The 15194-nt window shown below is 59.3% G+C and carries 12 protein-coding genes; 3 read left to right on the top strand and 9 right to left on the bottom strand.

Annotation, left to right across the window (positions count from 1 at the left end):
* Positions 1 to 40: 40 nt before the first annotated feature.
* From bamA to rpsB, 9 genes are all read right to left on the bottom strand, one after another.
* On the bottom strand, positions 41 to 2431 hold the full coding sequence (bamA, locus tag ATY02_RS07225) for an outer membrane protein assembly factor BamA (RefSeq protein WP_068580413.1): 2391 nt from the start codon (positions 2429 to 2431) through the stop codon (positions 41 to 43).
* 74 nt (positions 2432 to 2505) lie between these two features.
* A complete protein-coding gene (gene rseP / locus ATY02_RS07220; protein ID WP_068580415.1) occupies positions 2506 to 3858 on the bottom strand; it encodes an RIP metalloprotease RseP in 1353 nt (450 codons plus the stop codon).
* 49 nt (positions 3859 to 3907) lie between these two features.
* Entirely contained in the window at positions 3908 to 5098 is a 1191-nt protein-coding gene (gene ispC, locus ATY02_RS07215; RefSeq protein WP_068580418.1) for a 1-deoxy-D-xylulose-5-phosphate reductoisomerase, read from the bottom strand.
* On the bottom strand, positions 5095 to 5901 hold the full coding sequence (locus tag ATY02_RS07210) for a phosphatidate cytidylyltransferase (RefSeq protein ID WP_068580420.1): 807 nt from the start codon (positions 5899 to 5901) through the stop codon (positions 5095 to 5097). The genes ispC and ATY02_RS07210 overlap by 4 nt, the downstream gene beginning before the upstream one ends.
* A complete protein-coding gene (gene uppS / locus ATY02_RS07205) occupies positions 5901 to 6656 on the bottom strand; it encodes a polyprenyl diphosphate synthase (protein WP_068580422.1) in 756 nt (251 codons plus the stop codon). The genes ATY02_RS07210 and uppS overlap by 1 nt, the downstream gene beginning before the upstream one ends.
* 16 nt (positions 6657 to 6672) lie before the next feature.
* Positions 6673 to 7230, bottom strand: coding sequence for a ribosome recycling factor (frr, locus tag ATY02_RS07200; RefSeq protein ID WP_022642578.1), 558 nt, complete (start codon positions 7228 to 7230; stop codon positions 6673 to 6675).
* Entirely contained in the window at positions 7227 to 7970 is a 744-nt protein-coding gene (pyrH, locus tag ATY02_RS07195; RefSeq protein WP_007924076.1) for a UMP kinase, read from the bottom strand. Before pyrH ends, frr begins: the two co-directional genes overlap by 4 nt.
* A 208-nt stretch (positions 7971 to 8178) precedes the next feature.
* Positions 8179 to 9045 carry a translation elongation factor Ts gene (gene tsf, locus ATY02_RS07190; RefSeq protein WP_022642576.1) on the bottom strand — a complete coding sequence of 289 codons (867 nt, stop codon included), beginning with the start codon at positions 9043 to 9045 and terminating at the stop codon, positions 8179 to 8181.
* 202 nt (positions 9046 to 9247) lie between these two features.
* Positions 9248 to 9985, bottom strand: coding sequence for a 30S ribosomal protein S2 (rpsB, locus tag ATY02_RS07185; RefSeq protein WP_058434568.1), 738 nt, complete (start codon positions 9983 to 9985; stop codon positions 9248 to 9250).
* A gap of 405 nt (positions 9986 to 10390) precedes the next feature.
* Here rpsB and map point away from each other — a divergent pair, with 405 nt between their 5' ends.
* Genes map through dapC form a run of 3 tightly spaced genes read left to right on the top strand, consistent with a single transcriptional unit; the run spans position 10391 to position 15163 of the window.
* A complete protein-coding gene (gene map / locus ATY02_RS07180; RefSeq protein ID WP_068580424.1) occupies positions 10391 to 11173 on the top strand; it encodes a type I methionyl aminopeptidase in 783 nt (260 codons plus the stop codon).
* A gap of 48 nt (positions 11174 to 11221) precedes the next feature.
* Entirely contained in the window at positions 11222 to 13924 is a 2703-nt protein-coding gene (locus ATY02_RS07175) for a [protein-PII] uridylyltransferase (RefSeq protein ID WP_068580427.1), read from the top strand.
* Positions 13925 to 13963: 39 nt separating this feature from the next.
* Entirely contained in the window at positions 13964 to 15163 is a 1200-nt protein-coding gene (gene dapC / locus ATY02_RS07170) for a succinyldiaminopimelate transaminase (protein WP_068580429.1), read from the top strand.
* The last annotated feature ends 31 nt before the right edge of the window (positions 15164 to 15194 follow it).

Genomic DNA, 15194 nt, shown 5'->3' with positions numbered 1-15194 from the left:
ACTCCTACAAAATCCATTGTCGTTATCTTGGGTCAGGCGCTTAGAAGGTCTGGCCGAGAGAGAATTGGAACACCTGAGTTTCAGCGTCGTCCGGTTTCTTGATTGGCATCGCCAGGGCAAAACTCAATGGCCCCAGAGCGGTTACCCAAGTCACACCGACACCCACCGAGCTGGCCAGGTTGGTGAAGCTGATATCGTCGCACTTACGTTTCAGGTTCGACGAAGGGATGGTGTTGGACGTGCTCTCGCAACGAGAGTCGAAGACGTTACCCACATCCCAGAACAACGAGGTACGCAGGGAACGCTGATCCTTGACGAACGGCAGCGGGAACAACAACTCGGCGCCGCCCTGAATCAACACGTTACCACCGAACGGCAACGGATTCTGATCCGAATCATTGATTGTCCCGGCGTTACCAGTCACACCCACACCACGGCTAGGCGTACTGCGCGGACCCAGGGTGCTGTCCTTGAAACCACGAACCGAGTTGAAACCACCGGCATAGTAGTTCTCGTAGAACGGCAAGCCCTTGGTATCGCCAAAGCCATCGCCATAACCCAGCTCGGTATGGAAGCGCATGGTGTAGTTGTCGCTCAACGGAGTGAACAACTGGCCACGGTAATCGAGCTTGAAGAACGACAGGTCACTACCCGGCGTCGTGGTTTCCAGCACCAGGCTTTGCGAGTGACCGCGAGTCGCCAGTACGCCTTTGTTCAGGGTCGACTCGGACCAGCCGGCAGACGCCTTGAAGTTCAGGTAGCTCTTGCCCTGCTTGTTCACGAAGTCGAAGATTTCGTCGACGGTGTAACGACCCGTCTTGATCTTGTCTTGCTGCGCGCTAAGACCGAAGGTCAGGCGCGAAGTCTCGCTGATTGGGTAGCCCACATTGACGCCGGCACCCAGGCTGTCCACCGCATAGCTGGCTATGTCGGAATTAAGTTCCTTGTAGTCGGTGGTGCGATAGAAAGCGTTGTAGCCCAGGCTCACGCCATCGGCAGTCCAGTAGGGGTCGACATAACCGAAGTTGTAGCGGCTCTGGTACTCACTGCGGGTCAGACCGATGCTGACCTTGTTACCGGTACCCAGGAAGTTGTTCTGGGTGATGGAACCACCGAGGATCAGACCTGCGCTCTGGGCGAAACCGACACTGGCGGTGATCGAACCGGAGGCCTGTTCTTCCACGGCATAGTTGACGTCGACCTGATCGTCGACACCCGGAACAGCCGGAGTCTCGACGTTGACTTCCTTGAAGAAACCCAGGCGCTCAAGACGGGTCTTGGACTGATCGATCAGGTAGGTCGATGCCCAGCCACCTTCCATCTGACGCATTTCGCGACGCAGCACTTCGTCCTCGGACTTGGTGTTGCCGCGGAAGTTGATGCGATTCACATAGGCACGCTTGCCTGGATCCACCACGAAGGTGATATCGACGGTGTGATCGTCATCGTGAGGCTGCGGCACGCCGTTGACGTTGGCGAAGGTGTAGCCATCGTTACCCAGGCGACGGGTAATCAACTCGGAAGTGGTGGTCATCAGCTTGCGCGAGAACACCTGCCCTTTCTCTACCAGCAACAGCGCCTTGACCTGGTCCTCAGGCACTTTCAGGTCACCGCTGAGCTTGACGTCACGAACGCTGTATTTCTCGCCTTCGTTGATATTGACGGTGATGTAGACGTGTTTTTTATCCGGGGTGATGGACACCTGGGTCGAAGCGATATCCATGTTGATATAGCCACGGTCCAGGTAGTAGGAACGCAGGCGCTCCAAGTCACCGGAAAGCTTTTCACGGGCGTACTTGTCATCGTTCTTGAAGAACGACAACCAGTTGGTGGTCTTGAGTTCAAAGAGGCCGATCAGGTCTTCGTCGGGAAAAACGGTGTTGCCCACCACGTTGATGTGCTGGATGGCCGCGACGGTGCCTTCATTGATCTTGACCTTCAGGCCGACACGGTTGCGTGGCTGCGGAACCACCTCGGTTTCAACGGTAGCCGAGTAACGTCCCTGGGCGACATATTGACGCTGCAGCTCGTTACGCACCCCTTCGAGGGTCGCACGCTGGAAGATCTCGCCTTCGGCCAGGCCAGACTGTTTCAAGCCTTTCATCAGGTCTTCGGTAGAGATCGCCTTGTTGCCTTCGATCTCGATACTGGCGACCGATGGTCGCTCCACTACCGTGATGACCAGGACATTGCCCTCACGCCCCAGTTGGATGTCTTGAAAGAAACCGGTCTTGAACAGCGCACGAGTGGATTCCACCAGGCGACGGTCGTCCGCCTGTTCGCCGACGTTCAACGGCAAGGCACCAAAGACGCTACCCGCGGAAACGCGCTGAAGGCCGTTGACGCGAATATCGGAGATAGTGAAGGACTCGGCGTGAACTTCGGCGATCATCAATACGGAGAGAACCGCAGTTAGCAGCAGACGTTTCATGAAGTCCTTTCTTATTCCAACTGGCAATAAACAAACTGCCGCAAAATGCGGCAGATTCGCAATTCAGCGAAGCATTACAGACGACCCAGATCGTTGACCAGAGCAAGCAGCATGACTCCGACCACCAAGCTGATACCGATCTGTACCCCCCAACCTTGCACCCGATCCGACAAGGGACGACCACGCGCCCACTCGATCAGATAAAACAGCAAATGCCCCCCATCCAACACCGGGATGGGCAACAAATTCAGAACGCCCAGGCTAATACTCAGATAAGCAAGGAAATTCAAGAAATCAGCAATGCCCGACTGGGCAGAAGCGCCCGCCACTTTAGCAATGGTTATCGGTCCACTCAAGTTTTTTACCGAGAGCTCGCCGAACAACATTTTCTTCAGAGATTCGAGGGTCAGGACACTCATGGTCCAAGTACGCCGGGCACCTTCGCCGATCGCCTCGATCGGCCCATAACTGACCTCGCGAAGCATCTGTGGCGGCCAATCCACGGCCTTCACACCAGCGCCCAAGTATCCATTTGGCGCCTTGCTTTCGCCGCGACTGGACAGGGTTACAGGGATGTCGAGTTGAGCGCCATCGCGCTCGACATGCAGCACGACTTTGGCATCCGGGCGCACGCGCACCCAATCGACGACCTGCTGCCAGTCATCCAGGGGCTTGCCATCAAGCGCCAGCAGGCGATCGCCTGTTTTCAGACCAGCGGCCTGGGCCGGCCCTTTCGGGTCCAGCTCCGCCAGGATCGGCGGCAAGGCAGGACGCCAAGGACGAATCCCCAGGGAACGAATCGGATCCGGCTCATCGGCTCCCTTGAGCCATTTGTCCAGAACCAGTTGGCGCGGCGAATCCGCGGTAGCCCCTTGCTCCCGGACCACCAACTGCAAGGTTCCACTCTCGCCAAGACGCCGTACCAGCTGCAGGTTCACCGCCGCCCAACCGGAAGTCGGCTCACCGTCGATGGAGACGATTTCCTGACCTGAGCTCAAACCAGCCTTATCGGCGAGACTACCGACCTCGACCTCGCCAATGACCGGCTTGACCTGCTGGCTGCCCAGCATCGCCAGGGCCCAGAAGAAAACCAGCGCCAGGAGGAAGTTGGCAATGGGGCCGGCAGCGACGATAGCGATACGCTGACGAACGGACTTGCGATTGAAGGCTTGGTCGAGCTCACCGACGGGCACTTCACCCTCACGTTCGTCCAGCATCTTCACGTAGCCACCCAGGGGGATGGCGGCGATAACGAACTCGGTACCCTGACGATCGCTCCAGCGAACCAGAGGCATGCCGAAGCCCACGGAGAAACGCAGCACCTTGACGCCACAACGCCGGGCGACCCAGAAGTGACCGAATTCATGGAAGGTGACCAGCACGCCCAGGGCTACCAGGGTGCCGATAATCATATAGAGAGCGCTCATCTACTTTCTCCGCAATCCTATTCGCCGTCACTCGTGCGGGTCGCGAATCCTATCGCCCGTTACGTTGCAGCCATTGTTCAGCCAGGACCCGAGCCTTGGCGTCCGCCGCGAATACTGCGTCCAGCTCATTGACTGCGACCGCAGCCTCGCGGCTCAAAACCTCGTCGATGATACTCGCGATTTCCAGATAACGAATACGCTGATCGAGAAACGCCGAGACAGCCACCTCATTGGCGGCATTCAACATTGCCGGCGCACTGCCCCCGGCCTCGGCCGCCTGGCGCGCCAGGCGCAGACAAGGGAAGCGCTGCTCGTCAGGCACTTGGAAATCCAGGCGCGCAATGGCGAACAGATCCAACGGTGCCACCCCAGAGTCAATACGTTCCGGCCAGGCCAGGGCATTGGCGATCGGGGTGCGCATATCAGGATTCCCCAACTGAGCCAGCACCGACCCATCGACATAATCCACCAGCGAGTGGATCACACTTTGCGGGTGCACGACCACTTCGACCTGTGCAGGACGAGCATCGAACAGCCAGCAAGCCTCGATCAGCTCCAGGCCCTTGTTCATCATGCTTGCCGAATCCACCGAGATCTTGCGCCCCATGGACCAGTTCGGATGGGCACAAGCCTGCTCCGGCGAAACGTGCTCAAGCTCGGCCAGTGGAGTCTGGCGAAATGGGCCACCCGACGCGGTCAGGAGAATCCGCCGCACGCCAACCTGACTCAAACCACGGGAAAAGTCTGCTGGCATGCATTGAAAGATCGCGTTGTGTTCACTGTCGATCGGCAGCAGCACCGAACCGCTGCGCTTTACCGCCTGCATGAACAACGCGCCAGACATCACCAGCGCTTCTTTATTGGCCAGAAGGATCTTCTTGCCCGCGTGCACGGCCGCCAGAGTCGGGCGCAAGCCTGCAGCACCGACAATCGCAGCCATCACGGCATCGACTTCGGGGGCAGCTGCGACATCACAAAGCCCCTGCTCGCCTACCAACACACCCGTTGGCAAACCGGCCGCCCGCAACCCCTCCTCCAGGAGCCTGGCTGCCGCCGCATCAGGCACCACCGCGTAACGGGGTTCATGACGTACACATAGCGCCAACAACTCGGCCAGACGGCTGAAACCTGTTAGAGCGAACACCCGATAACGGTCAGGATGACGAGCGATGACATCCAGCGTACTCAGGCCAATGGAGCCGGTGGCCCCCAGCACGGTAATCTGTTGCACGGCATTCACGGCGCAGCCATCCACAGCAGCACAGCAAATACCGGGATAGCGGCCGTCAGGCTGTCAATCCGATCCAGGACACCGCCATGACCCGGCAGCAGGTTGCTGCTGTCCTTGATACCAGCCTGGCGCTTGAACATGCTCTCGGTCAGGTCGCCGACCACCGAGATGAAGACCACCACAGCCGCCCCCAGCAACCCCATGAAGAGCTGCGCAAAACTCCAACCACGCACCAAGCCGACCACTGCGGTGATCACCAGGCACAAGGCCAGGCCTCCATACACACCTTCCCAGCTTTTGCCTGGGCTGACTTGCGGGGCCAGCTTGCGCCTGCCAAAGGCCTTGCCCGAAAAATAGGCACCGATATCCGCCCCCCAGACCAGTACCATGACCGCCATGATCAACCAGTTACCCATAGGAAGCTGCTTGATGAAGACCAACCCCTGCCAGGCCGGCAACAGGATCAACAGGCCGATCAGCAGCTTGGGGGCTGCGCCAGACCACTGCTCGCGAGTGCGCGGATAGGTCAGCACCAGGAACGTCGCTACTCCCCACCACAGCACCGCCGCTCCCAAAACCCAAGGTGCAACGCCCGGAACCAGGTGCATCAGGAACAGCAAGGCCGCCACCACCAGCGCATAGAGCACTCGAGCCGGCTGCGCGTCAAAACCTGCCAGGCGCGCCCATTCCCAGCCTCCCAGAGCCACGACCAAGCCAATGAACAAGGCAAAGCTGGACCCTTCGAGCAGGAAAAAACCGCACAAGGCGATTGGCAGCAAAACCAGCGCAGTAATGATTCGTTGTTTAAGCATTAACTCCGGGCTCCAGCCTCGACCTGCTCGCTCGTCTTACCGAAGCGCCGCTGGCGAGATGCGTAATCGGCCAGCGCATCGCGCATGGCATCGTGTTTGAAGTCCGGCCAGAACAGGTCGGAGAAGTACAACTCGGCATAAGCCAGCTGCCACAACAGGAAGTTGCTGATGCGACGCTCGCCGCCGGTACGGATACACAAGTCCGGCAGCGGCAGGTCGCCAGTGGCCAGACAGGTCTGCAGCAGTCCCGGGGTAATGTCTTCCGGGCGCAAATGACCGGCCTGGACCTCACGTGCCAGGCGCTGGGCAGCCTGGGCGATATCCCACTGTCCACCGTAATTGGCGGCGATCTGCAGGATAAAACGATCACTGCCAGCCGTAATGGCTTCAGCTTCACGCATCGCAGCCTGCAATTCAGGGTGAAAGCGCGAACGGTCGCCAATGATCCGCAGGCTGATGTTGTTGTCGTTGAGGCGCTTGGCCTCACGACGCAACGCCTTGAAGAACAGGTCCATCAAGGCGCTGACTTCATCAGCTGGGCGCTGCCAGTTTTCACTGGAAAAGGCAAACAGGGTCAAAACCTCGACCTTGGCCTCGGCACACACTTCGATGACTGCACGTACCGCATCAACACCCGCCTTGTGCCCGGCAACGCCCGGCATGAAGCGTTTCTTTGCCCAGCGGTTGTTTCCATCCATGATGATCGCGACGTGGCGCGGCACCGAAGACGGCACAGGCTGTTTGGTCTTTTCCATGAAAACGTCCTGATCCTTATACGGCCATCAGGTCTTTTTCTTTTTCCTCGGTCGCCTTGGCGATCTGGCCCTCGAACTCCTTGATCAGCTTGTCGATTTCGGCACCTGCGCGGCGCTCCTCGTCCTCACTGATAGCCTTGTCCTTGGACAGTTTCTTCAGCTCGCCCAAGGCATCGCGGCGAATGTTGCGCACTGCAACCCGGGCATCCTCAGCGGCGGCACGCGCCTGCTTGGTGAAGCCCTTGCGGGTCTCCTCGGTCAGCGGCGCCATCTTGATCAGCAGCAGCTCACCCAGGTTGGTCGGGTTGAGGTTCAGGCCGGCACTGCCAATGGCCTTGTCGATCGCCCCCAGCATGTTGCGCTCGAATGGCACGACCTGCAGGGTCTGGGAATCTTTTACAGTAACGTTGGCGACGCCGCTCAACGGAGTGTCGGCACCATAGTAAGGCACCATCACGCTGCCCAGGATGCTTGGATGCGCCTTGCCAGTACGGATCTGGCCAAATGCATGGGCCAGGGACTCCAAGGACTTCTTCATGCGCTCCTGAGCGTCTTTCTTGATTTCGTTGATCATTGTTCGCCTTCCTCGATCAGGGTTCCTTCAGCGCCACCATGCACGATGTTCAGCAGGGCGCCGGGCTTGTTCATGTTAAATACGCGCAATGGCATCTTATGGTCGCGGCACAGACAGATAGCCGTCAGGTCCATCACGCCCAGCTTGCGATCCAGCACTTCATCGTAAGTCAGATGATCGAACTTCTCGGCATGCGGGTCTTTGAACGGATCTGCGGTGTAAACACCATCGACCTTGGTGGCCTTGAGCACGACATCGGCGTCGATCTCAATGGCCCGCAGGCAGGCTGCAGAGTCGGTGGTAAAGAACGGGTTACCAGTACCAGCCGCGAAAATTACCACCTCTTTGGAGTTCAGGTGGCGCATCGCCTTGCGACGGTCATAGTGATCGGTCACGCCAACCATGGAAATAGCCGACATCACGATGGCCGAGATATTCGCACGTTCCAGCGCATCGCGCATGGCCAGGCCGTTCATCACGGTGGCCAGCATTCCCATATGGTCACCGGTGACCCGATCCATACCGGCAGCACTCAAGGCGGCACCACGGAACAGGTTGCCACCACCAATCACCAGGCCGACCTGGACGCCGATGCCAACCAGTTGACCGACCTCCAACGCCATGCGATCCAGCACCTTGGGGTCGATCCCGAACTCTTCCGAGCCCATCAGGGCCTCGCCGCTAAGCTTGAGTAGAATGCGTTTATAGCGAGCTTGATAACCACTGCCCTGCTGAGCCATTGCGAATCTCTCCTGCGGCGTATTTAAAAAATTCTTTGCGGACTGTTTTCAGTCAGCTTTCACTCTAGCTTGACGCTGTCACAGCGCCATCAGAACACGACTTTGCGGGCCGGTTCCGGGAGCGGGAAACTAAATTGCCCCGCCCATTTGAAAAGAGGCTGCGCGCGTGAGCGGGCAGCCTCTTTCGGGCGACAGTTGTAAAACCGTCTTACTGTTGCTTGGCAGCAGCCAGCTGTGCAGCAACTTCTTCGGCGAAGTTGTCTTCTTTCTTCTCGATGCCTTCGCCTACGGCGAAGCGAGTGAAGGAAACGATTTCAGCGCCGCCTTTCTTGGCCAGAGCACCAACGGTGACTTCTGGATCCTTGACGAAAGCTTGCTCAACCAGGCTGGCCTCGGCCAGGAACTTGCTGATACGACCAGCGATCATTTTTTCAACGATGTCGGCTGGCTTGCCTTTCATCTTGTCTTCGTTCAACTGCAGGAAGACGCCTTTTTCGCGCTCGATGGCTTCGGCGGAAACTTGCGATGGCAGCAGGAACTCAGGGTTGCTGGCAGCTACGTGCATGGCGATGTCTTTGGCCAGTTCTACGGAACCGCCTTTCAGGACAACAGCAACACCGATCTTGTTACCGTGCAGGTAAGTACCGACCACGTCACCTTCAACGCGAGCCAGACGACGGATGTTGACGTTTTCGCCAGTCTTGCCAACCAGGATCAGGCGATCAGCTTCTTGAGCTTCGATCAGCGGAGCTGCATCGGTCAGCTTGTCAGCGAAGGCTTTTTCAACGCTGGCAGCGACGAATGCCTTGAAGTCATCCTGCAGAGCCAGGAAGTCGGTCTGCGAGTTAACTTCCAGCAGAACGGCGGCTTTACCGTCGTCCTTGATGGCGATAGCGCCTTCAGCAGCAACGTTGCCTGCTTTCTTGGCAGCCTTGATCGCGCCGGAAGCACGCATGTCATCAATGGCTTTCTCGATGTCGCCGCCAGCCTTGGTCAAGGCTTTCTTGCAGTCCATCATGCCTTCGCCGGTACGCTCGCGCAGTTCTTTAACCAGCGCTGCAGTAATCTCTGCCATTTTCAAAATCCTCTTGGATAGGTTTTCAACCATTCCACCCGATCGAACGGGCGCTCAATTCTTGGGCACTACCCCGAATCACTTCATAGCAGCCGCGCATTACAGATACTGTCGGGGCGCTACGACGAAATGATTTTCGAGTTGGCAAAAAGGGGGCCAAGCCCCCTTTTTGCGTACTGAGTAAACGCTAAGCGTCAGTTACTCAGGCTTCAGCCGCCGGTGCTGCAGCTTCTTCGAACACTTCGGTGCCGCCAGCAACGTTGTTGCGACCACGGATCACGGCATCAGCCATCGAACCCATGTACAGCTGGATGGCGCGAATGGCGTCATCGTTACCTGGAATGATGTAGTCAACGCCTTCTGGGCTGCTGTTGGTATCGACAACGCCGATGACCGGGATACCCAGCTTGTTGGCTTCGGTGATCGCGATGCGCTCGTGATCAACGTCGATTACGAACAGCGCGTCAGGCAGACCGCCCATGTCCTTGATACCACCCAGGGAACGATCCAGCTTTTCCAGATCGCGAGAGCGCATCAGCGCCTCTTTCTTGGTCAGCTTGGCGAAAGTACCGTCTTCAGCCTGGACTTCGAGGTCACGCAGACGCTTGATCGAGGCACGGATGGTCTTGTAGTTGGTCAGCATGCCGCCCAACCAGCGGTGATCGACGTACGGCGAACCGCAACGTGCTGCTTCTTCAGCAACGATCTTGCCAGCGGAACGCTTGGTGCCGACGAACAGAATCTTGTTCTTGCCCTGGGCCAGACGCTCTACGAAGGTCAGAGCCTCGTTGAACATTGGCAGGGTTTTTTCCAGGTTGATGATGTGAATCTTGTTGCGCGCGCCGAAAATGTACTTGCCCATTTTCGGATTCCAGTAACGGGTTTGGTGACCGAAGTGCACACCGGCCTTCAGCATATCGCGCATGTTGACTTGGGACATGATAGTTCCTTAATAAGTCGGGTTAGGCCTCCACGTATCCCAATGACCAACCAACAGCTTAGGCTGAGGGCACCCAGGTCATCGTGTCGACACGTGTGTGGGTTTGTGCTTTTCGAGGTCATCCCCGGAAAGCGGCGCATTTTATACCACAGCAAGGGCGAAAACGGAACCCGGATTCGCACCCACCGATCAGCCTGTTCTTTTGCACGGCCATTGGGTTCGCCTCAAATGCAACACTGTATAGAAGCAAGCGCCGGCAGAACCTCAGATTTAGGCCGTGCCTCTGTTAGAATCTCATCTTTGCGGCTTCTGAAACCTCGCTGTCCAGCCTCGGGCCGAGCCTTGGGCAGGCGAGTTTTCTAGCCATTCCGTGTTTACCGCGCCCTGAGCGTCAAGAGAGCCTGTATGACCGTCACCCTCAAAACTCCCGAGGACATCGCTAAAATGCGTGTCGCCGGCAAACTGGCCGCCGAAGTGCTGGAAATGATTGCCGAGCATGTCAAACCCGGCGTCACCACCGAAGAACTGGACCGCATCTGCCACGACTACATCGTCAACGTGCAGGGTGCGATCCCGGCCCCCCTGAACTACAAGGGCTTCCCGAAGTCCATCTGCACCTCGATCAACCACGTGGTGTGCCACGGTATTCCCAACGAGAAGCCGCTGAAGGACGGTGACACCCTGAACATCGATGTCACCGTCATCAAGGACGGCTACCACGGTGACACCAGCCGCATGTTCCACGTCGGCACCGTACCCGTCTGGGCCGAACGCCTGTCGCAGATCACCCAGGAATGCATGTACAAGGCCATCGAGCTGGTCAAGCCGGGCTGCCGCCTGGGCGATATCGGCGAAGTGATCCAGAAGCACGCGGAAAAGAACGGCTTCTCCGTAGTTCGCGAATTCTGCGGCCACGGCATCGGCAAGGTATTCCACGAAGAACCACAGATCCTGCACTACGGTCGCGCGGGCACCGGCATGGAACTCAAGGCTGGCATGACCTTCACCATCGAACCCATGATCAACCAGGGCAAGGCCGACACCAAGGTCCTGGGCGACGGCTGGACCGCCATCACCAAGGACCGCAAGCTGTCGGCGCAGTGGGAACACACGCTGCTGGTGACCGAGACCGGCTACGAGATCTTTACCTTGCGCAGCGACGACACCATTGCCCGAGTGTCCGCCTGACCCAACACGCCGCGTCCCGACCTTATAGATAGAAAGGAAAGCCAATCGATGCCGCAGGTGGATCCCGAACTCTTCGACCGCGGCCAGTTCCAGGCGGAACTGGCCCTGAAGGCCAGCCCCATCGCGGCCTTCAAGAAAGCCATCCGCCAGGCACGGGAAGTGCTCGACAACCGCTTTCGCAGCGGTCGGGAAATCCGCCGGCTCATCGAAGATCGCGCCTGGTTCATCGACAACATCCTGCAAAAGGCCTGGGATCAGTTCAAATGGAGCGAAGAGGCCGACATTGCCCTGGTGGCTGTCGGAGGCTACGGTCGCGGCGAGCTGCACCCCTATTCGGACATCGACCTGCTGATCCTCCTGGACCAGGCCGATCATGAAATCTTTCGCGACTCCATCGAACGCTTCCTCACCCTGCTCTGGGACATTGGCCTGGAAGTCGGGCAAAGCGTGCGTTCGGTGGACGAGTGCGCCGAACAGGCCCGCTCGGACCTGACGGTCATCACCAACCTGATGGAAAGCCGCACCATCGCCGGCCCCGAGCGCCTGCGCCAACGCATGCTGGACGTCACCAGCACCGAACACATGTGGCCAAGCAAGGATTTCTTCCTCGCCAAGCGCGCGGAACAGAAGGCTCGCCACCACAAGTACAACGACACCGAATACAACCTGGAACCCAACGTCAAGGGCTCGCCCGGCGGCCTGCGCGATATCCAGACCATTCTCTGGGTCGCCAGGCGCCAGTACGGCACCCTGAACCTGCGAGCCCTGGCGGGAGAAGGATTCCTGCTGGAAAACGAGAATGCGCTGCTGGCCGCCTCCCAGGAATTCCTGTGGCGCGTACGCTACGCCCTGCACATGCTCGCCGGACGCGCCGAGGACCGCCTGCTGCTCGATCACCAGCGCTCTATCGCTTCCCTCCTGGGGTTCGAAGGCGACGACGCGAAGCAGAGCATCGAAAGCTTCATGCAACAGTACTACCGCGTGGTGATGAGCATCGCCCAACTGAGCGACCTGATCATCCAGCACTTCGAAGAAGTGATCCTCGCCCCGGAGGATGCCGCGCCAGTACAACCGATCAACGCGCGCTTCCAACTGCACGATGGCTATATCGAGGCGATCAACGACAACGTGTTCAAGCGCACGCCATTCGCCATGCTGGAGATCTTCGTGCTGATGGCCCAGCACCCGGAAATCAAGGGTGTGCGCGCCGACACCATCCGCCTGCTACGTGAGCACCGGCACCTGATCGATGACGACTTCCGCCACGATATCCGCAACACCAGCTTGTTCATCGAACTGTTCAAATGCGAGATCGGCATCCATCGCAACCTGCGCCGGATGAACCGCTACGGCATTCTCGGACGCTACCTGCCCGAGTTCGGCTTCATCGTCGGGCAGATGCAACACGACCTGTTCCACATCTATACCGTGGACGCCCACACGCTGAACCTGATCAAGCACCTGCGCAAGCTGCAGTACACGCCCATTTCCGAGAAATTCCCGCTGGCCAGCAAGCTCATGGGCAAGCTGCCCAAGCCGGAGCTGATCTACCTGGCTGGCCTCTATCACGACATCGGCAAGGGCCGTCACGGCGATCACTCGGAAATCGGTGCCGTGGATGCCGAGGCCTTCTGCATCCGCCACCAACTGCCACTGTGGGACACCCGGCTGATCGTGTGGCTGGTACAGAACCACCTGGTGATGTCCACCACGGCCCAGCGCAAGGACCTGTCCGATCCGCAGGTGATCCACGACTTTGCCCAGATCGTGGTGGACCAGACTCGCCTGGACTACCTCTACGTCATGACCGTGGCCGACATCTACGCCACCAACCCGACCCTGTGGAACTCCTGGCGCGCCAGTCTGCTGCGCCAGCTCTACACCGAGACCAAGCGCGCCCTGCGTCGCGGCCTGGAAAACCCGGTGGATCGCGAGGAACAGATCCGCCAGACCCAGAGCGCAGCCCTGGACATCCTGGTACGCAATGGCACCGACCCGGACGAAGTGGAACAACTCTGGTCGCAACTGGGGGACGACTATTTCCTGCGCCATACCGCCGGCGACGTCGCCTGGCACAGTGACGCCATCCTCCAGCAACCGGCCGACGGCGGCCCGCTGGTGCTGATCAAGGAAATCACCCAACGCGAGTTCGAAGGCGGTACCCAGATCTTCATCTACGCGCCCGACCAGCACGACTTCTTCGCGGTGACCGTGGCCGCCATGGACCAGCTCAACCTGAACATCCATGACGCCCGGATCATCACCTCCAGCAGCCAGTTCACCCTCGACACCTATATCGTCCTGGACAACGACGGCGAATCCATCGGCAATAACCCAGAGCGGGTCGAGCAGATCCGCAAGGGCCTGACCGATGCCCTGCGCAACCCCGACGACTACCCGACCATCATCAAGCGCCGGGTGCCGCGCCAACTCAAGCACTTCGCCTTTGCTCCCGAGGTGACCATCCACAACGACGCCCAGCGTCCGGTGACGGTGCTCGAGCTCAGCGCTCCCGATCGCCCAGGCCTGCTGGCGCGCATTGGCAAGATCTTCCTGGAATTCGACCTGTCGTTGCAAAACGCCAAGATCGCCACCCTGGGCGAGCGCGTGGAAGACGTGTTCTTCATTACCGACGCGCACAACCAGCCCCTTTCCGACCCCCAGCTGTGCAGTCGCCTGCAGGATGCGATCGTCAGCCAGTTGAGCGTCAGCCATGAACCGACTATCGAAATGACCCGCCTGAGCATCTGACAGGTCATGAACCGACGCTTTGATTGAGACCCCGCATCGATGAACAACGCTCTGAACCAGTTGCAACCTTATCCGTTCGAAAAGCTCCGCGCCTTGCTCGGCGGCGTCACTCCCAACCCTGGCAAGCGGCCCATCGCCCTATCCATTGGTGAACCCAAGCACCGTTCGCCGAGCTTCGTCGCCGAGGCCCTGGCCAACAACCTCGACCAGATGGCGGTGTACCCCACCACCCTGGGCATCCCCGCCCTGCGCGAAGCCATCGGCGCCTGGTGCGAGCGGCGCTTCGGCGTGCCGGAGGGCTGGATCGACCCGGCGCGTAACGTGCTGCCGGTGAACGGTACCCGCGAGGCGCTCTTCGCCTTCACCCAGACCGTGGTCAACCGTGGCGAGGACGCCCTGGTGGTCAGCCCCAACCCGTTCTACCAGATCTACGAGGGCGCGGCCTTCCTGGCCGGGGCCAAGCCGCACTACCTGCCCTGCCTGGACGAGAACGGCTTCAACCCGGACTTCGACGCGGTACCGGCCGAGATCTGGCAACGCTGCCAGATCCTGTTTCTGTGCTCGCCGGGCAACCCCACCGGCGCGTTGATTCCGCTGGCGACCTTGAAGAAGCTGATCGCCCTGGCCGATGAGCATGACTTTGTGATCGCCGCCGACGAATGCTATAGCGAACTGTATTTCGACGAGCAATCGCCGCCGCCCGGCCTGCTCAGCGCCTGCGCCGAGCTGGGCCGCAAGGACTTCAAGCGCTGCGTGGTGTTCCACAGCCTGTCCAAGCGCTCCAACCTGCCAGGCCTGCGCTCGGGCTTCGTCGCCGGCGATGCCGAGATCCTCAAGGGCTTCTTGCTGTACCGCACCTACCACGGCTGCGCCATGCCGGTGCAGACCCAACTGGCCAGCGTCGCCGCCTGGAACGACGAAGTCCACGTGCGGGCCAACCGTGCGCTGTACCGCGAGAAATTCGATGCGGTATTGGCAATCCTTACACCAGTGATGGACGTGCAGCGCCCGGACGGCAGTTTCTACCTGTGGCCGAACGTGGCCGGTGATGACGCAGCGTTCTGCCGCGACCTGTTCGAACAGGAACACGTGACCGTGGTCCCGGGCTCCTATCTTTCCCGCGATGTGGACGGCACCAACCCCGGCGCCGGCCGCGTGCGCATGGCCCTGGTGGCACCACTGGCCGAATGCGTCGAGGCTGCCGAGCGGATTCGCGATTTCGTGTTACGCCGCAAGTGATATGAGATACACCCTGTTGTAGAAGGCCTCG

The organism is Pseudomonas sp. BIOMIG1BAC (genome assembly GCF_001705995.2).
GTDB lineage: Bacteria > Pseudomonadota > Gammaproteobacteria > Pseudomonadales > Pseudomonadaceae > Aquipseudomonas > Aquipseudomonas sessilinigenes.
Note: the sequence above shows the minus strand (reverse complement) of the source record. Positions and strands in the feature narration are given on the sequence as shown.

Bases quoted from the DNA above. Each gene is read 5' to 3' on its own strand.
- bamA (WP_068580413.1), bottom strand. From the start codon at position 2,431: ATGAAACGTCTGCTGCTAACTGCGGTTCTCTCCGTATTGATGATCGCC.
- rseP (WP_068580415.1), bottom strand. From the start codon at position 3,858: ATGAGCGCTCTCTATATGATTATCGGCACCCTGGTAGCCCTGGGCGTG.
- ATY02_RS07210 (WP_068580420.1), bottom strand. From the start codon at position 5,901: ATGCTTAAACAACGAATCATTACTGCGCTGGTTTTGCTGCCAATCGCC.
- uppS (WP_068580422.1), bottom strand. From the start codon at position 6,656: ATGGAAAAGACCAAACAGCCTGTGCCGTCTTCGGTGCCGCGCCACGTC.
- frr (WP_022642578.1), bottom strand. From the start codon at position 7,230: ATGATCAACGAAATCAAGAAAGACGCTCAGGAGCGCATGAAGAAGTCC.
- pyrH (WP_007924076.1), bottom strand. From the start codon at position 7,970: ATGGCTCAGCAGGGCAGTGGTTATCAAGCTCGCTATAAACGCATTCTA.
- tsf (WP_022642576.1), bottom strand. From the start codon at position 9,045: ATGGCAGAGATTACTGCAGCGCTGGTTAAAGAACTGCGCGAGCGTACC.
- rpsB (WP_058434568.1), bottom strand. From the start codon at position 9,985: ATGTCCCAAGTCAACATGCGCGATATGCTGAAGGCCGGTGTGCACTTC.
- map (WP_068580424.1), top strand. From the start codon at position 10,391: ATGACCGTCACCCTCAAAACTCCCGAGGACATCGCTAAAATGCGTGTC.
- ATY02_RS07175 (WP_068580427.1), top strand. From the start codon at position 11,222: ATGCCGCAGGTGGATCCCGAACTCTTCGACCGCGGCCAGTTCCAGGCG.
- dapC (WP_068580429.1), top strand. From the start codon at position 13,964: ATGAACAACGCTCTGAACCAGTTGCAACCTTATCCGTTCGAAAAGCTC.